Annotated in this window: 19 protein-coding genes, 3 tRNA genes and 1 pseudogene; 7 read left to right on the plus strand and 16 right to left on the minus strand. The window is 40.4% G+C overall.

The window, feature by feature from the left end:
- Positions 1-29: 29 nt before the first annotated feature.
- The 5 genes from FUA25_RS12085 to FUA25_RS12105 form a co-directional block, all read right to left on the minus strand.
- On the minus strand, positions 30-1001 hold the full coding sequence (locus FUA25_RS12085) for a polyprenyl synthetase family protein (RefSeq protein ID WP_147757176.1): 972 nt from the start codon (positions 999-1001) through the stop codon (positions 30-32).
- Positions 1002-1107: 106 nt separating this feature from the next.
- The gene (locus FUA25_RS12090) at positions 1108-2250 is read right to left on the minus strand and encodes an inorganic phosphate transporter (RefSeq protein WP_147757177.1); all 1143 of its coding nucleotides are present in this window, start codon (positions 2248-2250) and stop codon (positions 1108-1110) included.
- Between the two features lie 30 nt (positions 2251-2280).
- The gene (locus FUA25_RS12095) at positions 2281-2919 is read right to left on the minus strand and encodes a DUF47 domain-containing protein (protein WP_147757178.1); all 639 of its coding nucleotides are present in this window, start codon (positions 2917-2919) and stop codon (positions 2281-2283) included.
- Between the two features lie 190 nt (positions 2920-3109).
- Positions 3110-4864 carry a DEAD/DEAH box helicase gene (locus FUA25_RS12100; RefSeq protein WP_147757179.1) on the minus strand — a complete coding sequence of 585 codons (1755 nt, stop codon included), beginning with the start codon at positions 4862-4864 and terminating at the stop codon, positions 3110-3112.
- Between the two features lie 116 nt (positions 4865-4980).
- Positions 4981-5739 (minus strand): hypothetical protein, encoded by a 759-nt coding sequence (locus FUA25_RS12105; RefSeq protein ID WP_147757180.1) that lies wholly within the window; start codon positions 5737-5739, stop codon positions 4981-4983.
- 95 nt (positions 5740-5834) lie between these two features.
- On the opposite strand from FUA25_RS12105, the gene FUA25_RS12110 reads away from it, so the two are divergent.
- The 3 genes from FUA25_RS12110 (at position 5835) to FUA25_RS12120 (ending at position 8858) form a co-directional block, all read left to right on the plus strand.
- A complete protein-coding gene (locus FUA25_RS12110; RefSeq protein ID WP_147757181.1) occupies positions 5835-6494 on the plus strand; it encodes a DUF2461 domain-containing protein in 660 nt (219 codons plus the stop codon).
- 85 nt (positions 6495-6579) lie between these two features.
- Positions 6580-7383: an FkbM family methyltransferase gene (locus FUA25_RS12115; protein ID WP_147757182.1), complete on the plus strand. Its 804-nt coding sequence runs from the start codon at positions 6580-6582 to the stop codon at positions 7381-7383.
- A complete protein-coding gene (locus FUA25_RS12120; RefSeq protein WP_147757183.1) occupies positions 7380-8858 on the plus strand; it encodes a lipopolysaccharide biosynthesis protein in 1479 nt (492 codons plus the stop codon). Before FUA25_RS12115 ends, FUA25_RS12120 begins: the two co-directional genes overlap by 4 nt.
- Here FUA25_RS12120 and FUA25_RS12125 read toward each other — a convergent pair.
- The 5 genes from FUA25_RS12125 to FUA25_RS12145 form a co-directional block, all read right to left on the minus strand.
- Positions 8848-9891, minus strand: coding sequence for a hypothetical protein (locus FUA25_RS12125; protein WP_147757184.1), 1044 nt, complete (start codon positions 9889-9891; stop codon positions 8848-8850). The two genes, FUA25_RS12120 and FUA25_RS12125, sit on opposite strands and share 11 nt — an antisense overlap.
- 1 nt (position 9892) lies before the next feature.
- The gene (locus tag FUA25_RS12130) at positions 9893-11512 is read right to left on the minus strand and encodes an amidohydrolase (RefSeq protein ID WP_147757185.1); all 1620 of its coding nucleotides are present in this window, start codon (positions 11510-11512) and stop codon (positions 9893-9895) included.
- On the minus strand, positions 11509-12393 hold the full coding sequence (locus tag FUA25_RS12135) for a glycosyltransferase family 2 protein (protein ID WP_147757186.1): 885 nt from the start codon (positions 12391-12393) through the stop codon (positions 11509-11511). The genes FUA25_RS12130 and FUA25_RS12135 overlap by 4 nt, the downstream gene beginning before the upstream one ends.
- An 8-nt stretch (positions 12394-12401) precedes the next feature.
- Positions 12402-13796: an aspartate ammonia-lyase gene (gene aspA, locus FUA25_RS12140; protein ID WP_147757187.1), complete on the minus strand. Its 1395-nt coding sequence runs from the start codon at positions 13794-13796 to the stop codon at positions 12402-12404.
- A 99-nt stretch (positions 13797-13895) separates the two neighbouring features.
- Positions 13896-14912, minus strand: a complete 1017-nt coding sequence (locus FUA25_RS12145; protein WP_147757188.1) for an N-acetylmuramoyl-L-alanine amidase — start codon at positions 14910-14912, stop codon at positions 13896-13898.
- Positions 14913-15057: 145 nt separating this feature from the next.
- Here FUA25_RS12145 and FUA25_RS12150 point away from each other — a divergent pair.
- The 4 genes from FUA25_RS12150 (at position 15058) to FUA25_RS12165 (ending at position 16972) form a co-directional block, all read left to right on the plus strand.
- Positions 15058-15142 (plus strand) — tRNA-Ser (locus FUA25_RS12150).
- A gap of 25 nt (positions 15143-15167) precedes the next feature.
- Positions 15168-15242, plus strand: a tRNA-Pro gene (locus FUA25_RS12155).
- Between the two features lie 36 nt (positions 15243-15278).
- Positions 15279-15352 (plus strand) — tRNA-Arg (locus FUA25_RS12160).
- Positions 15353-16042: 690 nt separating this feature from the next.
- Complete coding sequence (locus FUA25_RS12165; protein ID WP_147757189.1) at positions 16043-16972, plus strand: HEPN domain-containing protein; 930 nt, start codon at positions 16043-16045, stop codon at positions 16970-16972.
- 6 nt (positions 16973-16978) lie between these two features.
- Here FUA25_RS12165 and FUA25_RS13500 read toward each other — a convergent pair.
- From FUA25_RS13500 to FUA25_RS12195, 6 genes and pseudogenes are all read right to left on the minus strand, one after another.
- Positions 16979-17212, minus strand: a pseudogene (locus FUA25_RS13500) (lysozyme); the annotation flags it as partial.
- Between the two features lie 54 nt (positions 17213-17266).
- Entirely contained in the window at positions 17267-18094 is an 828-nt protein-coding gene (gene prmA / locus FUA25_RS12175; protein ID WP_147757190.1) for a 50S ribosomal protein L11 methyltransferase, read from the minus strand.
- Positions 18095-18209: 115 nt separating this feature from the next.
- Positions 18210-19796, minus strand: coding sequence for a calcineurin-like phosphoesterase C-terminal domain-containing protein (locus FUA25_RS12180; RefSeq protein WP_147757191.1), 1587 nt, complete (start codon positions 19794-19796; stop codon positions 18210-18212).
- Between the two features lies 1 nt (position 19797).
- A complete protein-coding gene (locus FUA25_RS12185; protein WP_147757192.1) occupies positions 19798-20547 on the minus strand; it encodes a glycerophosphodiester phosphodiesterase in 750 nt (249 codons plus the stop codon).
- Between the two features lie 2 nt (positions 20548-20549).
- A complete protein-coding gene (locus FUA25_RS12190; protein WP_147757193.1) occupies positions 20550-22004 on the minus strand; it encodes a SusD/RagB family nutrient-binding outer membrane lipoprotein in 1455 nt (484 codons plus the stop codon).
- 12 nt (positions 22005-22016) lie between these two features.
- Positions 22017-25013 (minus strand): SusC/RagA family TonB-linked outer membrane protein, encoded by a 2997-nt coding sequence (locus tag FUA25_RS12195; RefSeq protein ID WP_147757194.1) that lies wholly within the window; start codon positions 25011-25013, stop codon positions 22017-22019.
- Positions 25014-25251 lie beyond the last annotated feature (238 nt).

Raw genomic sequence — 25251 nt, forward strand, 5'->3', positions numbered from 1 at the left:
ATTTAATTAAGTCGTTACTGGTTCAGGTTTTAGCTTTCCCGTCTCAATAGGTAGTTTGCAAGCTCAATAAACGGTTTTTTCTTCGCATCCGGAACATTGATCTGCTTCAGGTAACCTTGTCCGATTTCGTTGTGTTTCTGAATCAAATGAAGGGTTTTCTCATCTACTCTGGTTCTGCGGAAAATCTTTTCAACGCTGTAAATTTTATCTACGTTGTCAGTCTTCTTTGAATACCAGTAATCGAGTTCCTTCCGTTCTTCATCTGTCGCATGTTCGCGCGCCAAAAGGTACAGCACGGTTTTTTTATTTTCGTAAATATCACCAGCATGTTTCTTACCGAACTGTTCCTGATTTCCGAAGACATCCAGATAATCATCCATAATCTGGAAAGCAATCCCGATATGTTTTCCGAAGTTGAAGATCGCTTTTGCATCGGCAAAATTTGCTCCGGCAATCAACGCTCCTATTTCAAATGAAGAGGCACTTAAAATGCCGGTTTTATACGTAATCATTCGGATATAATCGTCGAAAGTTACATTTTCACGCGTTTCAAAATTAATATCATATTGCTGGCCTTCGCAAAGCAACAAACCAGTGTGGGTAAAAACCCGGATACAGGCTTTGAAAAGTTCAGGTTCCAGATCTTCAAAAAACTTGTAGGCTTTAATTAAAAGAGCATCACCAGAAAGGATTCCGACATTGATGCCGTGGAGCGTATGAATCGTCGGTTTGTTTCGGCGAATTGGCGCTTCATCCATAATATCGTCATGAATGAGGGTGAAATTATGGAAAAACTCGATCGCTAGCGCAGGTTTTATGGCTTTCTGAATATCCCCGTCGAACATATCGCTGGCCATGAGCACCATAATCGGACGGAGGCGTTTACCGCCGTGCGAAATGATGTAATTCATGGGCTCATACAACTCTGCAGGCTTGTCTTTGAAGGTGTACCGCTCAACAGCTTTGGCAACGATTTCCTGATATTCATCTAAAAATTGCATAAAATTTCTTGTTTTTACAAAAATACACTTTTAAAAGTTTTTTATTAAAATTTAGGCATAAAAAAAACCACTTCCGCAGAAATGGTTTTAAAGATATATATTGAATTTATTTGAACAGATTAACGATCAGATAAGTGGCTCCGGCTACAATCGCAGAGATTGGAATGGTTAAGATCCAGGCCCAAAGTAAACTTACGGTGATTCCCCATCTAACGGCAGAAACTCTTTTGGTTAACCCTACGCCGATGATTGCACCGGTAATCGTATGCGTTGTGGAAACAGGAATACCGAAATGCTCGGTTATAAACAGGGTAATTGCACCTGCAGTTTCTGCACTTACACCTTCCAAAGGGGTAACTTTAGTAATTCTGGTTCCCATTGTTTTCACGATTTTCCAACCGCCACTCATGGTTCCGAGGGCAATCATTAAAAACGAAGTAAAAGGAACCCACCAGTAATGTTCAACAAAAAAGGAGAACTGGTGTTTACCGTCTAAAGCGAGATAGACCGGGTCATGAAGCATCTGTACATGATAAAAAATTACCGCGGCACCGATGATACCCATGACTTTCTGCGCATCGTTCGTTCCGTGGCCCAGACTAAAAAGTGCTGAAGAAAACAACTGCAGCTTTCTGAAAACCGTATCTGCTTTCCGAGGACTCGTTTTCTTGGCGATATTAACGATAATTAAAGTGATGATGATTGAAATAATGGCTCCGATGATTGGTGCCAGAAAAATAAACAGAAAAATCGGCAGTACCTTTTCATATTTCACCACATTTTGGGTGAAAAGCTGTTTAAAAGCCAAAATCAGATTGTCGAAAAAGCCGGAACCGGGTTGCGCTAAAGCAATTGACTCATAATCCGAAACCAAAGCGTACATCAAAGCCGCTCCCAGAAAACCACCGATTAGGGTGTGTGACGAAGAAGACGGTATTCCGAACCACCAGGTCAGCAAATTCCAGGCGATGGCGGCAATTAAGCCGGAAAAAATAACTTCAAGATTGATGAAATCTTCGTTTACAGATTTTGCAATGGTGTTACCGATTTTAAACTCACCAATCACATATGCGGCAAGAAAAAAGGCGGCAAAATTCCAAACTGCTGCCCAAAGAACGGCCTGGAAAGGCGTTAAAACTTTAGTGGAAACAATGGTCGCAATAGAATTGGCAGCATCGTGAAAACCGTTTATGTAATCGAAAATTAAGGCTAAAACAATGATAACGATTAAAAGTATTGGAAAATCCATTCTTTATTTTTAAGGTTAAATTTGAACAGATTATGCGTATTTTATAACGATATTCTCCATGGTGTTGGCCACATCTTCAGCCTTATCGGTTACGATTTCGAGGTATTCCAAAACCGATTTTATTTTGATGATGTTGATGGCATCATTGGTTTCAAAAAGTTTAACAGTTGCCTGGCTTAAAACATCATCAGCAAGATTTTCATAGGAATTGATCTTGATGCATGATTCTTTCACCTCTTTTGGGTTTTTAAAATCTTTCAGGTTTTTGATCGCGTTTTCGATCTCGGAACACGATTTCTGAATAAGCAGAGAAAATTCGGTGTAAGCAGGATCCAGCGGCGTCTTATACAGGTAAATGTATTTTGCTGATGCATACATGTAATCTGCAATATCATCCAACCCACTTGCTAAATGATTGATATCTTCACGGTCGAATGGGGTAATGAAATTCTCGCCTAACTGAATGAAAATTTCGTGAGTAAGATCATCTAGTTTATGCTCGTAATCGCTCATATTTTTAAGCATTGTGTCATCATTGATGTCAAAATCAAGCAGTCCTTCATGAAACTCTCTCGACATTTCAGATAAGGTTTCTGCCACTTTTTCGAACAGCACAAAGAATACTTTGTCTTTTGGCTGGAATGCCTTAAAAATATTTCCGATTCCCATTTTTTTAATTTAAAAATTAGAGTGCAAATTTCCGAAAAAGAGATTGAACTACGGCGCTTTAATATTAAGTTTTATTAACATTAAGGAAATTATCAACAAAAATAAAGTTGCCAAGCGCCCTGTGGCAAAGTTCTCCCCAAAAAAAAACCAAAGCAAGCGCCTTGGTTTTTATATCAGTGAGTAACCTTGTTTAACTTGCTACTTCTGCTCTCATGTCTTTTCCTTTGAATTTCTGGGTTTCCATCCCTTTCAGAACTTCGTCCTTGAAAGATTTTTCCACTTCAAAGAAGGAGAATTTCTCCAGAATTTCGATCTGACCAATATCAGGTCTTTTTTTGGATTTCGCTGTAGATTTATTGATGATTTCAAGCATGTCCATTTTCTTCAGCTGGTCTTTTTTTCCTAAATTAAAGAAAAACCTTACCATATCGCCGCTGTCTTTTCTCGGTTTTCTGTCACGGGATTCTCTGCCACCGTCACGTCCGCCGTCTCTTCCACCATCACGGAAACTGTCTCTTCTGTCGTTTCCACGATCCCAACTTCCTCTTCCACCGTCTCTGCTGTCACGGTCTCTGCCTCTACCGTCACGGTCTCTTCGGCTGTCTCCCCTGTCGTCACTGTTGAATTTCTGGTCGGCAAGGTCATTTTTGTCTTTATAGAACATCGCCAAATCTCTCAGCTGAAGCTGAAGCATCTGATGTGCGAGTTCTTCTTTTGTAAATGCTGATAAATCAGGAATCAAAGAATCATCAAAAGTGAAAAATTCTTCGTGTTCGGTAAACAGTTTTTCAAAGACTCCCGCTACCTGTGCCTTGATAATCGCGTCACCGGTTGGGATTTTCTTTTCTACAATGTCAATTTTCGTTGACATCTTGATCTGCTTTAATTTTCTTGATTCTTCTGGCTTGATTAACGACATGGAGATTCCGTCTTTTCCTGCTCGTCCTGTTCTTCCGCTTCTGTGAACGAAAACTTCAGGATCATCAGGTAAAGAGTAATGAATCACGTGTGTTAAAGAATCCACATCCAGACCTCTTGCAGCAACGTCAGTCGCAACCAGAATATCGATGTTTTTCAAACGGAATTTTTTCATTACCGTATCTCGCTGGGCCTGCGAAAGATCACCGTGAAGTGCATCTGCAGCATAACCGTTCTGCATCAGGAAATCTGCAACTTCCTGCGTTTCCATACGGGTACGGCAGAAAAGAATCGAATATTGATTAGGATTCGCGTCGATGAGTCTTTTCAAAGCTTCTTTTTTATGACGGTAACCTACCACATAAAATTCATGCTTGATGTTTTTCTTCACCTCATTGATGGATCCAACCGAAATACGGTGTGGAGAGGTAAGGTAACTTTTTGAAATCCTTTCCACTTCTTTATTCATCGTTGCCGAGAATAAATACGTGTGTTTTGTTTCAGGAGTTTCTCTTAAAATGGTTTCCAAATCGTCTTTGAAACCCATTGAAAGCATTTCATCGGCTTCATCAAGAACCAACCACTGGATTTCGGAAAAATCTAGAGCTTTTCTGTTGATTAAGTCAATAACACGTCCCGGAGTTCCCACAATAATCTGCGGTTTGTCGCGGAGCGATCTGATCTGATCTGAAATACTTGAACCACCGTAAACTGCTGTAGTTTTGATGTTGTTCATGTATTTCGAATAATTTTTAATGTCTTTCGTAATCTGAAGACACAGTTCTCTTGTCGGGCAAAGCACCAAAAATTGGATTTTGCGACTACCTTCGTCAATCATATCCAAAATCGGAAGCGAAAATGCTGCTGTTTTGCCCGTTCCCGTCTGCGCTAGTGCGATTAAATCGCGAATATCTGTGGAGATAAAAGGAATGGTCTGTTTTTGGATTTCTGTGGGGCTTTCGAAGCCCAATTCGCCAACTGCCTTCAAGATTTCAGGGCTTAGATTGGTTTCCGTAAATAAATTCATTAAGTATTTTAAATATTTTGCAAAGATACACTTTTTTGAATTGATAAAAATTGCATTGTTTTATTAAATTTATCTTAACGGCAGGATGTCAACTACCGTCAACTAATTCTGAATCCTTAAAGTTTTAGTCCAACTCCCATGGTTAAGCAGAAAACTGTAAAAATAACAACTCCGGAGATGATGATTGTTATATTTCCAATATATAGTTCTTCTTTTCTCTTCCAGTCAGCCAGCTCTGATTTCCTACCCAAAAACAGCATCGGGGAAAACACAGGAAATACCAACGCTTCATAGAGATTCTCCACTGAAAATGGTCTGTAAAATGAAACTGCGAAAAGAGCTGCGACACCTGCCGACCAATAGGGAATAATATAAAATGTCCTGTTTTTTAACTTCGCAGATGATTGAATTATTTTGGAAGTGCTTTGAAAAGAAAACCAGTAAGCTGAGAATCCGATTAGCACTAAAACAGCCCGCCACACATACGCCGATTTTTCTTGCGGAAAATAAAAGGCCAAATCGCCGCTGTCGGTAACAGCCGCATAAATACACATCCACGAGAACCAGAACATTTGAAATAGGTAGGCAATAATAAACAGAGGCTTTACATAAAATTCTGAAAAAGATATTTTTTTTAAAACAATCAGCAAAAGGATTCCAACAAAAAGATTCAGCAACGGCCCAAAAGCATCGGTAATAAAACTGTGCGGCTGGCTCCTGAAATATACTGAAGAAAGTAAAGTTATTCTGTTTCCAAGTATAAGTGAAGTGAGGCCGTGACCAATCGCTTCGTGCACAATATCCGCAAAAATATATGCGAGAACGCCAATAAAGATGAGGGTCAGTGAATGAAGAATGTTGCTACTTTTCATCATAATTAAATTTTGACAATGAAAAAACCTTGAAAATTTATCCTAAGTTAATTATTAAAAATCATTTGTAAAATCTAACTTTGAATTAAAATTATCCCATGAAAGTCATTGATCCGCAAGTTCTGGAATTCCTGCATAATCTGAAACTTAACAACAATCGAGAATGGTTTAACGAGCATAAAACTGATTTTACGGAAGCTCAGGAAAACGTTCGGCTTTTTGTGGAGGACCTTATTGAAGAAATTTCAAAATTTGATGTAGAAATCCTGAAACTCGATGCCAGGAAAGCCCTGTACCGGATTTATCGAGACACCAGATTCTCGAAAGATAAAACGCCGTACAAAACAAATTTCGGTGCAGGTCTCGGAATGGGGAAAGGCGGCAGGATTTCCGGGTACTATCTTCATATAGAACCGGGCGCTTCATTTTTAGCCGGCGGTGTTTATCAGCCAGATTCTGCAGTTTTAAAAGAGATCCGGAAAGAAATTTCTATGAATAAAGAGGAATTTTTAAAGATCATCAATGCCAAAAATTTCAAAAAATATTTCGAGGAACTTTCCCAAAACGAAAAACTGGTGAAGATTCCGCAGGGTTTTGAAAAAGATGATCCGATGGCGGAATTCCTGAAACTCAAAAACTTTATAGTAGTCTATAATTTACAGAATGAAGACCTTTCTGATATAAAAAGCGTTGAGAAGTCTGCTGAAATATTTAAGGCGATGGTTCCGCTTAATAAATTTCTTTGCGCTCCCTTTTAAAATTCCACTTCCTTAAACTAAATAGAACAGTAATTTAACAATTCTTTAACATAAATTTCTATATTTGCGCATGCAACGGAATCAAATGTGGTTATACAGAAGAATTACTTACCAATTACAGTTTATTTTACCCGGATTATACAAAGAGCGGTATTTTAAAAACTTAAAATCGCTTTCTGAGGAAAATTTTTCCGAACGCAATGTGGAACCGGAACTGGTGTGGATAAAAAATTATCTCAACAAAAAATCAGTCATTCTAGACATTGGTGCCAATGCAGGAAGTTTCCTGTATCAGCTCGAAAAAAAACTCGACAATGATAACATTTTTGCCTTCGAACCCAACCAGAAACTTTACCGCAGGCTCAGAAGAATTTTTCCGAAAATGAACATTCTGCCTTTTGCTATTTCCGACGAAAACAAGACCGCAGAATTTAAAATTCCTGTCATCAACGGAAAAGCCCTGAATACGCGCGGAACCCTGAAAACATCCTTCAAGGAAACCGGTGAGCATACGAACGTCACACATCAGGTAAAAGTCATCAAACTGGATGACTGGGCCGGAATCGATAATCTGACGCGTCTTGATTTCATTAAAATTGATGTTGAAGGCAATGAAATGCATACCTTAAAAGGTGCTGTGAACACCATCATAAAATTCAGACCTACATTAATGGTGGAAATGGAGCAGCGTCATCACGAAGAAAAAATCCTTAATTTCATTTTGCAGGTTGAAAAATGGGGTTATGATGCACAGTTCCTAAACCGCGAAACTTTTCAGCTTGAAAAACTCACCGAAACAATTATAGAGCAGCAGGCTAATAATGAGTTTAAAAACCGGCAGCAATACATCAACAATATTATCTTCACGCCTCAAAAATCTCGAAAATGAGTGTAGTTGCAAGGCAGGGGTTTAAATATTCGCTCATTGGATATTTCGGTTTTTTACTGGGAACGTTCTCTTCTATTTTCGTTTTTCCGAACGACATGGTATTTTATGGAAAACTGCGATACGTGCTCCCATTCGCCGAAATGCTCTTGCCTGTTGTGGTATTCGGACTGTCTTTCTCAAATGTAAAATATTTCGCCAAAACCCGTGAAGAAGGAAAACACCAGAATTTCCTGTCGCTTTCGTTACTGGGAATCCTGTTGAACTTCATTATTTTTGTCATCGGATATTTCGCGGCGAACTATCTTTTCCCGGAACTGCAGAAAATGGAAATCTGGCAGATGAAACGCCTGATTTTGCCTTTGGTTCTGGTTTTAGCCTTCAGTGCGGTCCTCAATAAATACCTTACGAATTTCAAAAGAATCGTAATCCCAAATATTTTTGAAAATTTATTGCCGAAAGTCGCGAATCTGGGTGCATTCTGTATTTTCTTTTTTCTAGGATTTCCTGAGAAAGCGGCGTATCTTTTTTTTATCGGCATGTTTGTTTTAGGACTGTTCGGATATATTTATTATGCGAACCACCTCGAAAAAATAAAGCCGGATTTTTCGACCGCGTACATCAAAAAAGACGGGCTCTGGAAAGAAGTCCTGAATTACAGTTTTTACGGATTTCTGGGCAACATCGGAAATTTTATAGCGGTCAGGATCGACAGTGTCATGATCGGCGAATTTCTGGGTTTTGAGCCAAACGGAGTGTACAACACGCTTTACTCCATTATTTCACTCATCACCATTCCGGCGATGGGGCTGTACAGTATTTCGGCGCCTATCATCAATAAACATCTGGCCGAAAATGATTTTAAAGAGCTCGACCGGCTGCACAAAAAATCTTCATTGGTGCTGTTTTTTCTTGGATTTGTGCTGCTTTCCTGCGTCTTGGTAGGCTTTCCCTATTTAACGCATTTCATAAAAAACGGAGAATTGCTGAGACAGTCGGAGCCCGTGATCTGGGTATTGGGTTTTGCCATGCTTTTTGATCTGGCAACCGGTTTCAACGGTCATATTATTTCTCTGTCAAAATATTACCGTTTCAATATTGTCGTGATGCTTTTTCTGGCCATAACCACGGTTACGCTCAATATTTATTTCCTTAAACATACCAATCTTGAACTTTTTGGAGTGGCGGTTGCGACAGCAGTTTCGCTTACGCTTTTTAATATTGCGAAAATCGTTTTCAATTATATCAAGTTTGATGTATTCCCACTGACTATCGAGATGATTTACGCACTTATCGTCGGAACGTTAGGGATTACGGTGGCGGTAATTCTGCCTGAATTTAAAAGCAGCCTGCTGAATCTGTTCTACAAACCAGGAGTGGTTTTAGTGATGTTCATTATTGGCAATCATTTTCTGAAAATTTTTCCATTGCACGAATACATCAACCGGAATTTTCTGAGAAGTATTTTCAAGTTTTAAGAAGGCTGTTCAGTATTTCCTCCAAACCTTTCCGTACGTTTTCTTTGCTGAATTTTTCCTGAAAATCACAGATCACCGAATGACTGCAACTGTGCAGCTGTTCTTCAATATCGCTCTTTTCAGGAAAAATAAAAGGATATTTTCCTGCATAATTCTCCGGAAAAAGCGCCGGTTTTCCGTATTTGATGGCGTCACCGATATTTCCGGACATTTTGGTTTTTCCGTAGATTTCAGGGTTGCTGAAAAATGAAGTGTCATTCTGAAGCGGACACCATAAAACGTCGGCGCTTTTCATCCATTTATCAAAAACAGACGGAGGAACTTTTTCGGTGAAATATTGTACTTCAATGTTCTCCGGTTGGACTTTTTCGAAGTTTTTCAGCCATTCCAATTCCTTTCCTGCGGCTTTTCCCAGAAAAATAATCTGCACATCGGTTTGGAAATTTTGGATTTTTTTCAGGACCGAAATATAGTCGCGCCGTTGCTGTGACACTGTACCTGGAATGACCACGGTAAATGTTTCAGAAGCTTTTTTTGGATGACATTTATTGAAAAAGAGCGGCAAAAACTTCAGCTTTTCATTTCCAAGATTTTCATCCAAAACCAACAGGTTTTTCGCTTTGTGGTACACTTCAGGTGCCGAGAGCAGACCTTCCTTCAGCAACAGTTTCAGACGGTAAGAGAAATCATCTCTTAAAATATTATTCAACAGCTGAAAACGGGAAATTTTTGTAAAATTGAGATTGTGCACTATAACCGAAGTGTTGAACTGCGCGGTAATTCTTTCAAAAATATTAAAATAGCGGTGCACAGTCCCGATGATCACCATCTCATATTCCTTGCTTTTGAGTTGGTCCAGAAGAACAGAACTTTCCGTCACAAACAAATTTACCTGATGTTTCCCAATTTGCTTAAGGATTTTTTCAGAAAAATAATAATCGACAGAAAATTTCTCTGAGCCTTTCATCAGCTCCATGAAATTTTGCGCAATTTCAGCGTGGGTGTCGATTTCGATATAAGCGATTTTCTTCAACTTAAAAAACTTTTAGTCCGTTTGACCAGGTTTCAAGCACTTTGGTTTCCAAAAATTTGTTTTCTTCAACTTTCATTAAATCCTGACTTAACACCACAAAATCTGCAGATTTACCAACTTCCAGACTTCCGAGTTCTTTTTCCTGAAACGCAGCTTTTGCCGCCCAGATCGTTATTCCGCGCAAAGCCTGTTGTCTTGTCAAAGCATTTTCTGGCTGGAAACCGTTTTTGGGGAAATTGTGCGCATCTTTTCTGAAAACCGCTGCAAAAAATGTTTTAATGGGATTGATTTCTTCCACAGGAAAATCCGTCCCGAGCGGAAGCCAGCCGTTCTGTTTCAACAGATCCTGATATGCATAAGAATTTTTCAGACGCTCTTTTCCAAGTCTGGATTCTGCCCAATACATATCAGAAGTGGCATGAGTAGGCTGAACTGAAGGAATAATGGAAAATTTCCCGAAAAGGACGAAATCGTTTCTGTCCACAATCTGGGCATGCTCGATCCGCCACCTTCTGTCGTTTTTAATGCCCAAAACGTCACCGTAAATTTTTAGGATGGTGCGGTTTGCCGAGTCTCCAATCGCATGCGTACACATTTGGAGGTCACTTTTTATCAGTTTTTCCGCCAGATTTTTAAAATGGACCTGATCGCTCAAAAGTACGCCTCTCCAGTTCTCTTTGTCGGAATAATCATGGAGTAAACAGGCGCCGCGTGAACCCAGTGAACCGTCAGAATAGACTTTGTAACCTCCGAAGGTGATATTTCCGTTGGTAAATCTTCCCTTTTTAATCCATTTTTCATAGGAGGAAGTTTTGTCCTCGAGCAGGGCAAAAATCTTCATTTTAAGAATATTCTGTTCCTGTGCTTTTTCAAGGAGCGAAAAAGTATGCTCAGAAATTCCGCAGTCGTGAAGCGACGTTAAACCGTAAGAAAAACATTCTTTCTGAAGATCCGCAAAGTAACCTATTGCCATTTCGTCGCTGATCTCAGGAATATATTTTTCGACCAAAGGCATGGCGTTGTCGGTTAAAATGCCGGTCAGTTTTCCGTTTTTATGTTGAATTTCCCCACCTTTAACTTTAGTTTTCACAGTTATTCCGGCAATATCGAGCGCTTTTTGATTGGCTACAGCGGCGTGACCGTCAATTCTTTTCAGAAAGACCGGACGCTCCGGGAAAAGCCTGTCCAGCTGATCTTTATTCGAAAATTCCTTCACAGGCCAGTCGTTTTGATCCCAACTTCTGCCGTATACCCATTCCATAGGCGCGGTTTTGGAATACGCCGTAATTTTCTGAATGATTTCATCCCAGGATTTAGTTCCCCACAATTCACATTTCCATTTGTCGGTTGCATAACCCGTGAAATGGCAATGAGCATCGATAAATCCGGGAAAAACTGCTTTTCCGCCAAGATCCCGGGTGTTTTTTGACGTGTATTTTTTTAAAATATCTCCGTTTTTGCCAATCGCAATGATTTTGCCGTTTGAAACCGCCATGGCTTCGGCCATATCAAATTGTTGATTGACAGTATATATTTTCGCATTGTGAATGATGAGATCGGCGTTTTTTTGCGCGGAAAAAATTCCGAAACAAAATAGAAGGAAAAAAAATACTGTTTTCATTTTTTATTTTTATTGATCATTTCTCGCCACCGCAAATTCCTGATGTACCGAATTTCTTCTTTTGACAGTTTCCTCTCCCCTTTTTGTTTCGCAAACCATTTTACAGTCGTGAAAAATTCGGAAAAGGATTTATTTTTTAAAGCGGATTTAGCCGAAGAAATCAAAGCAAGCGGAAGACTTAAGCCGATATTGTAAAAATATTCACCCAGTTTTTCCGCCTTCTGTGTTCTGTACTGGTAAGCAGTTGGCCGAAGGTGTTTTACCCAGAGATCTTTAACGGTGATGACTTCCCAGCCGTTTTTTTTCGCGAGCATCACATCAATATTGTCCCAACCCAAAACGGAACGGAGACCGTTCATATCTTCAAAACAGGCTTTCCGGTAGGATTTAATCGGTCCGCGAACGTGATTTTTGGAAGAGATATTTTCAAAGATCCACTGGCGTTTGTCATCTTTAAAATCAAAAGCCAGACTTTTTTCAAAAACTGATTTTTTGACTTTAACCAATCCCGAAACCATTCCGACTTTGGGATTTTTCTCATAAACTTCATTGATTTTTGCCAGATAATTTTCAGGGAAAATAATATCGGCATCGAATTTACAGATGATGTCAAAATCTTTCACATTTAATGTTTCCAGACCTTTATTAAAGGTCCTCACGACCTTTGCTCCCGGTTCATGTTCTGATTTCTCTAAGTGTAGAGCTTGGAAAGCGGCATTTTCATGTACAAAATTGTCCGCCAATTCCCGGGTTTTGTCGGTAGAGCCGTCATTAACGATTACAACCCTGTAATCCCTAAATGATTGATTTTTCAGAGATTCAAGGCAGAAAAGAATATTTTTCTCTTCGTTATGCGCCGGAATGATGATGAGAAATTTCAAAATCTTAATTAATGAGGTTTAAGCATATTTTTCGGATCCAGAATCCCGTCCAGAATTTCCTGGGAAATCAGTCCGTATTCCAACACCAGGTTATAAACACTTTTACCTGTATCCAAAGCTTCTTTGGCAATTTTAGTCGAATTTTTATAACCGATATACGGATTCAGTGCCGTTACAATTCCGATGCTGTGTTTCACCATACTCAGGCAAACTTCTTTATTGGCGGTAATTCCGACCACACATTTTTCGCGCAGCGTATCCAGAGCGTTTGAAAGAAACTGGATGCTTTCCATGATCGAATGGCAAAGCACGGGCTCCATCACATTCAGCTGCAGCTGTCCTGCTTCTGCTGCAAAAGTAACCGTGAGGTCATTGCCGATGACTTTATAGCATACCTGATTCACCACCTCCGGAATCACAGGATTTACTTTTCCCGGCATAATTGAAGAACCCGGCTGCATGGGTGGAAGATTGATCTCAAAAAAGCCGGCGCGCGGACCGGAAGAGAGCAGCCGCAGATCGTTACAGATTTTTGATAATTTCACAGAAAGACGCTTCAGTGCGGAAGAATAAATGACATATGCTCCTGTATCGGGGGTTGCCTCAACCAGATTTGGCGCGGAAATGATTGGATAACCGGTAATTTCAGCCAGATTTTTCGCGCAGAGGTGCGCATACCCAACCGGTGCGTTAAGTCCGGTTCCGATTGCCGTTGCGCCCATGTTGATTTCAACAAAAAGATTGGCATTGTTGTTCAGTTTCGAGATATCTTCTTCGAGTGTTGCTGCAAAAGCTTCAAATTCCTGTCCTAAAGTCATGGGAACTGCGTCCTGAAGCTGGGTTCTGCCCATTTTAATGACGTCGTGAAATTCATTGCCTTTCGCACGGAAAGCTTCTACGATCTTAGTCAGACTTATGACCAAACCTTCATTCATCTGCAGAAGTCCCATTTTTATGGCGGTAGGATAAGCATCGTTGGTTGACTGCGAGAGATTGACGTGGTCGTTCGGAGAACAGAACTGATAGTCTCCTTTATTTTTTCCAAGTTTTTCAAGAACGATATTGGCAATTACTTCATTAACATTCATATTGACAGAAGTTCCGGCTCCGCCCTGAATCATATCGATCGGAAACTGAGTATCAAAATTTCCGGCCGCCAGTTCATCGCAGGCTTCATTAATTTTCTGATACATGTCCTCTTCCAAAAGTCCGAGTTCAAAATTGGTTTTTGCGGCGGCTTTCTTTACCCAGGCCAAACCTCTGATAAATTTCGGATAGGAAGACAGCATTTGTCCGGAAATCCTGAAGTTTTCAATGGCGCGCTGGGTCTGAACTCCATAATACGCCTGCAAAGGCACCTTCAGTTCCCCCAGAAGGTCGCTTTCTTTTCTGAAATTTTCCATAAAAATAATTTGAGTGAAAAGTTAAGACTTTTTATTGCGATTGAATAAAAAAACGCACCGATAAAAGATGCGTTTTGTACTGTTTAGAGCAATTTTCCGCTATTTTGCAGGATATTTCTGATTGAGGGCCTGCAGTATTGCCCATGTTTCAATGTCCAGAATTCCGTCGGAAACCTGCGGCCGGAAATGATACTGAAAAGCTTGCAACGTTTTTTGAGTCGCATCGTCCCAGGTTCCGGAAGGCTGCAAATCGTATCCGAACTTCTGTAAGGCCATCTGAACCTTAAAGATAAAGGTCGTATCAGTAAGTTTCATTGTGAAATCTTCAGGAGTCGTTTCGGTGAGGAACATCTGTCTGGCCGGTTCATCGTACCACATCCCGATCTGGTATTCATCATACAGTCTTTTCCAGGGGAAATTCGGACCCGGATCCTGTTTACGGGTCGGAGCAATATCCGAATGCGCCAGAATATTGGTTGGCGGAATCATATACCGCTGTGCAATGTCTTTTACGAGTGCTGCTACCTTTTTAATCTGCGCTTCTTTAAAGGGCGCAAAAATTCTCTTTCCGGCAGCATCAACTGTGTAACCGATGTTTACGATTTCAATTCCGATGGAAGTATCATTCAGCATTCTGTCGTTTCTCCAGCCGCTGATTCCCGCATGATAAGAGCGTTTGTTTTCATCAACAAGCTGATAAATTTCATTGTCGCCCAAGTCATTGACCAGATAATGAGCACTTACCGCCTGCTGAGTGAGTACCGAAACCGATTTGGCTTCATCTAAAGCGGTATAATGCAGGATCAGATATTTCTGGCGGAAGTTCTGAGCGATGGAAGGAAAATAGGTTTTAACCACTTTATAGCCGGCAGGTTTCGCCGTTACAATGGAACCGTAACTGATCGTATTGTCATTTTTGGTGGCATCAGCAATATTCTGCGTATAAAACTCGACGCCGGAAGCTGAGCTTATGGAAGGTTTTGCAGGCCCAGGTTTCGGTACCGGTTTCGTTGCAGTGGTTTTATGAGTGGATCTTGAAGTTTTTTTCACAGGCTTCTGAGAAGCGCATGAAAACAAGAGCGCACTTAATCCGATGATATATAACGAATTACGCATAGTTCTGATTTTTTAATAGTTTGTGGTTCAAAAATAAGAAAATTTTTAAGTAAATATTTAGGATATTTTTTTGGTTGGTAGTGAAAACATCTTTATATTTGCACTCGCAATTACAGAAAAGAAGTTCATCAAAAGCATTGAAAATGGAGGGTTGCCAGAGTGGTTAATGGAGCAGTTTGCTAAACTGTCGACCTGTAAGGGTCGCGTGGGTTCGAATCCCACACCCTCCGCAACCTTCAGAAAAATATCATTACTCGGGGCGTAGCGTAGTCCGGTCATCGCGCCTGGTTTGGGACCAGGAGGTCGCAGGTTCGAATCCTGCCGCCCCGACAAGTTTTTATAATTTTTTCTCAAAAAATTATCAATGGGTGCGTAGCTCAGCTGGATAGAGCATCTGCCTTCTAAGCAGACGGTCACAGGTTCGAATCCTGTCGCGCTCACTCCATAAAACAAGGCTTTACAGCATCTGTAAAGTCTTTTTTTATTTAAACACAAGTAGATTACAAACATAAAATCTACACGCACTGGGGAAAAGACTTTCACCACTAAATAATGGATGTTTCAGATCTGAAGTATTCATCTCTACAAAAAATTACAAATCGATCAGAAAATCCGAAATGGGTTCCGGGTTTACAATTCAAAAGTTCCTGTTTTGAAATGAGTTGGAATCTTCGGAAAAATAAATGAAAACTCACCATTACCAACTAGCGCATTTGTTTGTTATTCGTCAAGGGATTTGGGAGTTGGAAGAAAAGGAAACTAAATTTTAGAAAAGGACGGCCATCACATAGATGGCCGTTGGCTTTCAATTCGCTCGAATCAAAAGATCAATCAAGTGTAAAATTCCTTTCAATTAATTCAGTCACAATCGTATCAACAATGGTTGATTTTTTCTGGTTGACCCAAGCCAAAGCTCGAATCAAAAATAAAACTGTTTTCATTGTTGGAAAAATACTATCGCATCCACCCGTAAACGGATTTGCTTATTGTGTATAACTTGCTAAAGAAGAATGGTCACGACAAAAATATCGTGACCATTAGATAAAAACATCGATCCGCACTAAAAAATAAAGGCATAATTTTATAAAAATTTATATATGACGTACATGTGTTGTTCCGAAATATTTGGCTTGGAACTGGAAAAGAATACCGTTATCACTTTTTCCGGTTTTACCTTAACTAATTCATTGGAGTACATTTCACAAAATTTAATTCTCAACCCACTTGCTTTTCAAGAATCATTCGGAATGTTAGCCTTCAGTAATTTTTTAGATCCAAACGGATGTTATTTATTTCACAAATCAGAAATGGCGGACGCGAGTTCTCCACACAAAAGTGCTTCATTAATAGCAGTATTGCTTCATCAATTATGGCATATTAGGGACAATAGTGTTTTTGTAAAAGCATCTTATATTTTGGCTAATCCAACATACGAGAATCTTTATTTAAAAAATGATCTGCAGTTTTATGATTGCTGTGCCAAACGAAGATTAACGAAGTTTAATCAAGAAGAAATAATCAGTATTGTTCAGACCTTCAAAAAAAGAGATCCTTTTATTCAGCCTCGACAAGGATTTAAGGTAGAGGAGATTGGCTCAACTACGCTAAATATAGCGCAAGAAAGTTACCACCATAATGATCTAAATAGAATTGAACGAGCAGAACTATTTCTAACTGCTGCTCGTAAGTCGGCCGCTTTAGCTCTTATCATTACTAATAAAATCGCATTTCTTGAATGTCTTTTTTCAACGACTGGAATAGAGATATCACACCAGGTTTCGGAGCGCGTTGCTATTTTTGTACATAAATATGATACCACATACACAAAGCAGGAAATTTATGATATCGTTAAAAAATGTTACGCAATCAGGTCAAAATATGTCCACGGGGACAAATTGGACAAACATGGTAAAACGAATTTGCTTTTATCTGAAAGTTCCATAAAACTAGATGAATTGTGTAGGTTAATTCTTAATGCTATTTATGATAATAACTTGAGGATTTTTCTTGATGACGAATTACTTCCTCAGTATTTTCGTGATCTAGTTTTGCCAATGTAGTTGTCGTTACGAAAAATATAGTTTCGCTTCGTATTGTCTTCGGCTAACCAATCCAGGTATTTTTCTACCTCCAGAATTTACCCATTTCAAGAACTGAACTTTTATATCCGGATCCTTCGGATTCTTGTTTACTCTTTTCAAAAGAGTAGATGTTTTCAGGGCGTTAGTTCCGACATTGTAAGTGAATGAGACCAATGCATTGTATTGATTTTGGTTGATATTGGAAGTAACATATTCATTTACTTTTTTCTCATTAAATCCGGACTTTGTAGAATCTTCTTTTGTATTTTGCTCCTATTTCTCCAACAGCAAACTCACCCACTCTTCCCGCTGCATTTTCTTTTTTAACGTCAGGTTCTGCGCGGTGCAGACTTCCAGAATGTCATCGACATCAAAGAAGCAGAGACCGGATAGCAAGAGTTTGCCGCCTTCATTCAAGACTGAAACATAGGTCGGAATATCAGAAATCAGGATGTTACGGTTGATATTCGCCAGAATGATATCGAATTTTTCCTGACCCAAATTTCCTGCAGTTCCCTGAGAAATCTCAAGTGTTACGCCGTTTCTGGCTGCATTTTCTTTCGAATTTTCCACCGACCATTCATCAATATCGATGGCGGTGGTTTTCGCGCTTCCTTTCTGTCTGGCAAAAATCGCGAGGACGGAAGTCCCGCAGCCCATATCAAGAACCGTTTTATCTTCTAAATCCATGTCCAGCATCTGCTCGATCATCAGATGAGTCGTAGGATGATGACCGGTTCCGAAGGACATTTTAGGCTGAATTACGATTTCATGCAGTTCCGGGTTAGGATCGTGGAATTCGGCGCGGATCAGGACCTTATCGGCCACATAAATCGGTTCAAAGTTCTTTTCCCATTCTTCATTCCAGTTGATATTAGGCATTTCCTGAAAAGTGTAGTTGATCTTCACCTCATCGTTCTGCAGCAGATGAATCTCCTGAAGTTGCGTTTCATCAAAAATCTCTTTCTGAATATAGGCCAGAATTCCTTCGTGCTCCTCCGTAAAACTGTCGAAACCGATTTCGATGAGTTCTGCCATGAGTATTTCGTTCCAGGGTTGAAGCGGCTCTATTTTAAAATCGAATTCCAGGTAAGTCTGCATAGGTTTTATTGAATTTAAGGCTGTAAAGTTATGAAAATGGCTCCAAAGCACAGAAAAAAAACCGACTGAAAGAAAATCAGCCGGCTTCTGAAAAGAAAAGTAAAAAAAAAATGAGTTATGGAATCTGCTTTGCCTCTTCTACCTGAAAAGTCTGTTCGGCGTTGGAAATTTTGCCGTACATGTCGGTTGCTCTAACTTCCACTTTATGGGCACCCAACTGCAGTTTTCCGGGAAACGGAGCCATCCAGAGATGTTTTGAGTTTTCGGGATTTGACGGCCTTCTGCCCTGAAGAAGTTCGGCGGCAGTGTCCCATTTAAAAACCGACTGTGCGAAATTAGGGTCAATGGATTCCACATATTCCATTGGTTTCCACTCACCGGCATCAACCCGGTATTCTACCTGATCATTTTTGCCGCCCATGAAGAAATTGGCGAGGATTCTTGCGGAGTTTCTTTTGCTCGCAATAACTTTCGGCACGTACAGATTGATCTGGAAATCTTCCGGCTTTCCGGCCACTTTATAATTGATGCTGTATTTGTTGTCTTTAAAATCGAGGAAGGAATAGCCCCGGAAAGTTCCGTCGCGCATTACGGATGCCGGAACACCGGTTGCATCGGCAGTTCCGGAATACCAGTCTCCCGAAGTGGTTCCCGCATTGTATTCGTGCAGGTTTTTAGCTCCTTCCCAACCCTCACCTTTCGTATAAAAAAGCTGCGACTGTTTGTGGGTGTGAGCCGACATCATCAGCACATTTTCGAATGGTTTTAAGATGCTGAAGAGCTTTTTCCTGTCTTCGAGGCGGAAATGGTCGTCTTCAGGATTTTCTGCCATCATCTGAATATGGAAGGACAGCACGATCAATTTGTCTTTCGGCACGAGTTTCAGATCGTTTTCAATAAATTTCAGCTGATCTTCGCGGAAACCTCCCCAATAACCTTTCCCGTCACGCGGATCCGGATAAAGAATATCATCCAGAATCAAAAAATGTACATTACCATAGTTGAAAGCGTAATTATTCGGTCCAAAATTGGATTCAAAAGTTTCGTCGGAATAGCGGTCATCTTTGGCCTCATAGTTCATGTCATGATTTCCCATTACATTGTACCACGGCAGACCGATTTCTTTCACCGCCGCTGCATAAGGCACCTGAAGCGATAGATCATCACCTACCAAATCCCCAAGACTGATCCCGAAAACGGCTTTTTTCTTGTTTTTCTTGACCTCATCCACAATTCCTCTTTTAAAATAATCGATTTCCTTTAAAGTGTAAGGCTGCGGATCGCCAAAAACCAAAATCTGAAAATTCTTGTCTTCATTTTTGCGGTACAGGGGAAAATTAACCTCCTTCGGAAGTTCACCGGTCGGCGAAATACCTTTGTATTTAAAATCTGAGGGCGATCCAGAAGGTTTATAGTTATAATAAAATTCCGGTAAATTGTTGGAATTCATTTTTGTCTGATAATCTGCAGGCTTGATGATAAAGATCATATTATCTCCATACACCGGCAGCGAATAGCGTCCGTTTTTATCGGTAAGAACTACTTCCTGGCCGTTGGAAACCGAAATATTCTCCAGACCTTTTTCTTTGCGGTCTTTGGTAGAGTTATTATTGGCATCTTCATACACAAAACCCGAAACGGAGGTTTGCGCAAAAACAAACGAAGAGAATACCAAAGATAATGCTGTTAAATTAAGCTTCATTTTACTGATTTTTTAGTTGTTCGGGAATGTTGGTGGTGACATAGCCAATTCCCATGTTTTTAAGTTGTTGATAAATTTCAGGATCATTTACCGTCCACGAATTGGTGATCAGACCCAGGTTTTTTGCCTCCTGAATCCAGGCCGGGTGTTTTTCTAGGAGAATTTTGTAATGATAATCGAACCCGTCGAGTCTGGCCTCCTGAAGCTGCTGTGGTGAGAGGTCACCATTCAGATACTGTACAATGAAAGTGGGTTCCAGCAGTTTGATTTCTTTGCAGATGTTCAGACTGAAGGAAATGAATTCACACTGATTTTCCAGACGGAGTTTCCGTACCATTTCCACCGTTTTTTTCACGATTTCCTCTTCGAGCTGCGGCGTTTTGGCAGGCTTTATCTCTACGATTAGTTTTAATTTTTCATCTTCTCTTCCCTGTTTCAGGTATTTTTTGAGCGTAGGAAGCTTTTCGCCGTTTGCAAGCCTGGATTTTTTCAGTTTTGAAAAATCGGTTTGGGCAATTTCCATTTCATCGTGATTTTCATCATGATGAATGACGAGTTTACCATCCTTCGTCATCCGCACATCGAATTCTGAACCGTAAATCCCCAAATCCTGCGCATTTTTCAGGGACTGAATGGAGTTTTCGGTGGTTGGTGGTGAACTTTGGAAAAAGCCGCGGTGGGCGATGATTTTGGTCTGTGCTTTCATAAAAAATGAAGTTAGGACGAAGATGAGTATGAGTTTATTTTTCATATTTACTGATTCCACCACATCTTAACATTGATATTGTCGCCACCCATCGCGGTTACGGCTGCATTGTAATTTGCGGTGTTCATAATTCGGGGATTGGTAGGATAAGGCATTCTTTGCGGCATTTTTCCGTTGTTCATGAGCCCCCCGTTATTGGGCATAACCGGGAATCCTGTACGGCGCTGCTCATACCACTGCTGATGATCTACAAAAAACAGGGCTACATATTTTTGCAACATAATTCTCTCCAAAGTATTATTGTACGCGAGATTGGTGTTTGCAAAATAATTTGCAGGTACGGTATTCCCCCACTGTTCAACGGCAGCTTTTACGCCGTTTTCATAAAAAGTCTGGGCATTTCCGGAAATGATTCCCTTAAATGAAAGTTCTGCAAGAATAAACTGAAGTTCCGCATATGGCAAAACTAAAATTTTCAGTGGAGCTTTTGCCAGATTCTGGTTTAAATTGGACGGCTGATAATTGAGGACTGTTCCTAACGCATAGCCTGAAGGTGCACCAAAGTATCCGATATTTGCGTTTGGAGGCGTAAGGTTTTTCGCCTGCGAGAAAAATTTAGATAATCTTGGATCGTTGTTGTTTTTCAGTGTATTCACGAAAAATTCACCTGCGGCACGGTATGCTGTGAAATCCTGCGGTCTGGCGATAGGAGGAAGATACGGCGCAACGCCCGAAACATCAAGGACCGCTCCGTCGGCATTATTTTGGAAAATGGGATAGGTTAAAGGATTATTGGCAATCTCCTGAATTCGCTGATGCACATTCACTTCTCCGTTCCGGTTTAAAATTCTTGTCAGCAGTCTTAAAGACAGTGAATTTGTAAATTTCTTCCATTTCAGAATTCCGTCAGCTGAAGTTTCAGCATGGTAAAAAAGATCAGGATCAGTCAGTGGTTTTGTGGTATCGAACATCAGGTTCGCAGCCTTCAGATCATCCAGTAATTTTATATAGATGTCTTTTTGCTTATCGAATTTTGGTTTTGAAATGTTTTCCTCCAGACTCAGTGCCTCCGAAAACGGAATATCACCGAAAGCATCGGTTAAATTGGCATAAATCCAGGCATTTAAAACCATGGCAATCGCCTGATAATTTTTATTGTCTTCCTTCACAGCAAACTGCTTCATTTCTTTCACCTGCTTCAGCCATCTGTAGCTGGTGTTCCAATAACCTGCACCAGTACTTTCAGTGAGGTAGTAACGGCTTACGGTATTTCCTTCATTCGGAAATGAAAGAGCCACCTGCATAATATCGAAGGTAAAATCGTCGGCTCTGCTGTATCCGTAGGAACTCATATCATACTGGATAGGTCCCAGCAAACTCCCTGCAGTTGGATTTTCAATCTTACTCGTATCGGTGTTGATCTCTTCGAATGTTCTTCCGCAAGAGACGAGCACAAAAGCAAAAGATCCGATGATCATTAATTTTTTAAAAGTCTGTTTCATTTTTAATTTTTTTTAAAATTTAACATTTAACTGAAAGCCAACTGTTCTTGAAGAAGGCAGCTGCCCGATCTCTACACCCGGCGTAATGGTGCTGTTGTCTAATGTTGCTACTTCCGGATCAAACATAGGATAGTCGGTCCACATCCAAAGGTTTTTACCGAAAAGTGCGATGGTAAGATCAGTAATTTTCAGGGATGCCGTTAATTCTTTAGGGAAAGAATAGGCAATTCGTGCATCTCTTAATTTAATAAAAGAAGTGTCAAAGGTATTGGTCTCCACATTGGCTCTCCGGTAATAATCTCCGTAATAAGCTGATATCGAAACCGGTGTGGTGTTCGGGCTGAAACTGCCGTCAGGATTCTGAACAACGCCAGCTCCAATAATAGTGGAGTTTTGGCTTCCGTCTGGATTTTCACGGCCAATCAGGGTGTGCTTCAATTTCCCCTGTTCCGACATTTTATGGTGGGTTTGTGAATAAGCCATTCCTCCGTACTGTCCGTCAAAAGAGAAACTTACCGAGAAATTCTTATATTGGAAATCATTCTGAATACCGGCGCGCCATTTAGCGAAAGCATTTCCTACTTTTTCGATATTGGCCGGTCTGGCCGGAAGTCCGTTGCTATCGTAAATTACCTGTCCGTCCGGAGTCCTGAGTAATTTAAACCCATATAAATCTCCAAGAGAACCGCCAACAACCGCATTGAAATATACCACACCACCTACAGTAGCCATTGTGTAAGGTTCACCGTTGAACTCTTCAGGTAAACTTAATATTTCATTTCTGTTTAGAGACCAGTTTGCGCCTATTTTCCATCTGAAGTTATTTGTTCGGACCGGCGTAGCATCAAGAGTCATCTCGACCCCTTGGTTTCTTACTTCCCCTGAATTGATCCAGCGATGGGAATAACCGGATTCATACAGCATCGGAATTTTTATAATCTGATTCTCTGTAAGATTCTGGTAAACGGTAACACCGTAGCTGATCCGGTTTCCAAAAAGTCCAAAATCCATCCCTGCTTCAATATTGCTGTTGGATTCCGGTTTTAAAGCAGGATTTGCGTAAACTGAAGGTACAGTAACCCCGCCCGGAATGTCATCAACATCATAGTATTTGGTAAGCTGATATGGCGATCCGTCAACTCCTACCTTTGCCCATGAACCCCGCAATTTCCAGTAATTGAAATTGGAGGTTTTCAAATTAAATAATTCACTCAGAATTACACTGGTACTTACAGAAGGATAAAAGAAAGATCGGTTCTCTTTAGGCAGGGTACTGCTCCAATCGTTTCTACCGGTAATATCTACAAAAATCTTATTGTCATAGCCGAGCGTTACCAATCCGTAAGCACTGTTCACCTGCTCGTCATAAGGTTTAGGTACTTTGGTAATTAACGAAATAGCATTGGTTAAGGTATAATTGCCGGGGATTTTCAGGCCCTCTGCTCTGTAATCATTCATTACGTATTCATTATAACGGATACTTCCACCTACAGAAGCGGAAACATCAAATTTTCCGAACCCATTTTTGTAATTGAACAAAACATCATTGTTATATTCCTGATTTTTTATGAACTGTTCCCGGTAGAAACCCTGCCGGTAATTTGCTGAACTCCACGGTCTTTTAGTCGTTCTTACTTCATTTAAAACATCAATTCCCGACCGCAGCATTGCGCTGAAATTATTGTTGAATTTGTAGTCGAGGGTAATATTCCCGTTGATGGCTCTTTTATCAACTCCATTCAGCATTTCATAGGCAATCAGATAAGGGTTGTCAATAAAAGAAGAAAAGGGATGAATCTGATCAATTTGAGTCTGATCTTTTTTCCAGATTGGTTCATACCAGGCCAAATCAACATTTGGATTCTGGAAAATCATAAAATATGAAATCGATTGGTTGTTGTAACCTGTAGCAGGAAGGTTATCGCTGGTCGTACGGTTATAGGCAAATTTGGTTGATATCTTTAATTTTTCGTTAAGCTGATGAGCAAAAGAGCCTGCGAAATTAAAACGGTCGAACCCAGTATTTGGCATCATCCATTCATTTTTCAGGTAGGTTAATGAGGTCCGGAAACTTGTTTTGTCGTTAGAGCTTTCCACCGAAATACTGTTGGAGTAAGTTGAACCCCCTTCCCAAAAACCTTTGATATTATCTTTGTAAGGCCGCCATGGTTGTCTTGTAAGACTTTGACCTTCCACTGTTGGATCATACTGGAAATAAGACTGGCCGTTAAATTTGGGTCCGAAAGCACTGCTCGTTCCACCCGTACTTACTCCGTCGTCAGAAGCTCCATAGGAATAATAAAACTCGCCAGCCGCATTTTTAGCTAAGGTTCCTTGTCCGTATTCGTACTGATAATCCGGCCATTTCAAAACACTGTCGAAGCTGGAATAAGAGTTCAACGTCACCTGTAATTTTCCGTTTTTGCTTTTTCCGGATTTTGTGGTGATCATTAAAGCACCGTTTGCGGCTCGGGAGCCATAGAGTGCGGCCGCCGATGCACCTTTCAGAACTGTTACTGATTCAATATCATCGGGATTAATACTGTTCAGTCCGTTTCCAAGATCAATTGGCAAATCCCCTCCCGAGCCGGCGCCGTAGGCCGGTGTTCCGGTACCTGAATTTACACGCGGTCCATCACTCAGTGGAATTCCATCCACTACAATAAGTGCATAGTTGCCATCCAGAGCCATTGATTTTTCGCCCCGGAGTGTGATCCTTGCAGAACCTAACGGTCCGGCTCCGGCGGTCTGTACCTTTAGACCTGCTACTTTCCCCTCCATCGACTGGGCCCAGTTGTTGTTTTGGGTTTCTTCAAACGTTTCAGCACCTACGGTCTCGGCAACATATCCTAAGGATCTGTCCTGCCTCTTGATTCCAAGAGCGGTTACCACTACCTCATCAATAGTTTTAACACTGTCTTTTTTCTGAATTTCCTGAGCGTTGATCATATTGATGCTGACGATTCCAAATATGACCAAACTGACGATTTTCTGAGTCTTCTTTCGCATTGATTTTTGTTTCTGCAAAAGTAGTCTCCGAATATCAGGAAGCTTTTAACTGCGTTTTAACATTTATTTAACAAACTTTAAACTCAAAATGAACCGAATCTTAAGAAGGCCTCTAATGAACTGACGGAGCACTCACTAATAAGATTAAGCACATTTAATATCAATTTCCAACATATCATTTTTGAGAAAAATAGAAACATTATCATCATTTAGAGTTCAAATATTTATTTTTGTAAAA

It is taken from the genome of Chryseobacterium sp. (assembly GCF_008014695.1).
Taxonomy (GTDB): Bacteria; Bacteroidota; Bacteroidia; order Flavobacteriales; family Weeksellaceae; genus Kaistella.

Excerpts from the sequence above, each read along its gene's own strand:
- FUA25_RS12115 (WP_147757182.1), top strand. The coding sequence starts at position 6,580 with ATGTGGTTATACAGAAGAATTACTTACCAATTACAGTTTATTTTACCC.
- aspA (WP_147757187.1), bottom strand. The coding sequence starts at position 13,796 with ATGGAAAATTTCAGAAAAGAAAGCGACCTTCTGGGGGAACTGAAGGTG.
- FUA25_RS12190 (WP_147757193.1), bottom strand. The coding sequence starts at position 22,004 with ATGAAACAGACTTTTAAAAAATTAATGATCATCGGATCTTTTGCTTTT.
- FUA25_RS12120 (WP_147757183.1), top strand. The coding sequence starts at position 7,380 with ATGAGTGTAGTTGCAAGGCAGGGGTTTAAATATTCGCTCATTGGATAT.
- FUA25_RS12180 (WP_147757191.1), bottom strand. The coding sequence starts at position 19,796 with ATGAAGCTTAATTTAACAGCATTATCTTTGGTATTCTCTTCGTTTGTT.
- FUA25_RS12110 (WP_147757181.1), top strand. The coding sequence starts at position 5,835 with ATGAAAGTCATTGATCCGCAAGTTCTGGAATTCCTGCATAATCTGAAA.
- FUA25_RS12105 (WP_147757180.1), bottom strand. The coding sequence starts at position 5,739 with ATGATGAAAAGTAGCAACATTCTTCATTCACTGACCCTCATCTTTATT.
- FUA25_RS12100 (WP_147757179.1), bottom strand. The coding sequence starts at position 4,864 with ATGAATTTATTTACGGAAACCAATCTAAGCCCTGAAATCTTGAAGGCA.
- FUA25_RS12145 (WP_147757188.1), bottom strand. The coding sequence starts at position 14,912 with ATGCGTAATTCGTTATATATCATCGGATTAAGTGCGCTCTTGTTTTCA.
- FUA25_RS12185 (WP_147757192.1), bottom strand. The coding sequence starts at position 20,547 with ATGAAAAATAAACTCATACTCATCTTCGTCCTAACTTCATTTTTTATG.
- FUA25_RS12090 (WP_147757177.1), bottom strand. The coding sequence starts at position 2,250 with ATGGATTTTCCAATACTTTTAATCGTTATCATTGTTTTAGCCTTAATT.
- FUA25_RS12085 (WP_147757176.1), bottom strand. The coding sequence starts at position 1,001 with ATGCAATTTTTAGATGAATATCAGGAAATCGTTGCCAAAGCTGTTGAG.
- FUA25_RS12130 (WP_147757185.1), bottom strand. The coding sequence starts at position 11,512 with ATGAAAACAGTATTTTTTTTCCTTCTATTTTGTTTCGGAATTTTTTCC.
- FUA25_RS12095 (WP_147757178.1), bottom strand. The coding sequence starts at position 2,919 with ATGGGAATCGGAAATATTTTTAAGGCATTCCAGCCAAAAGACAAAGTA.
- prmA (WP_147757190.1), bottom strand. The coding sequence starts at position 18,094 with ATGCAGACTTACCTGGAATTCGATTTTAAAATAGAGCCGCTTCAACCC.
- FUA25_RS12195 (WP_147757194.1), bottom strand. The coding sequence starts at position 25,013 with ATGCGAAAGAAGACTCAGAAAATCGTCAGTTTGGTCATATTTGGAATC.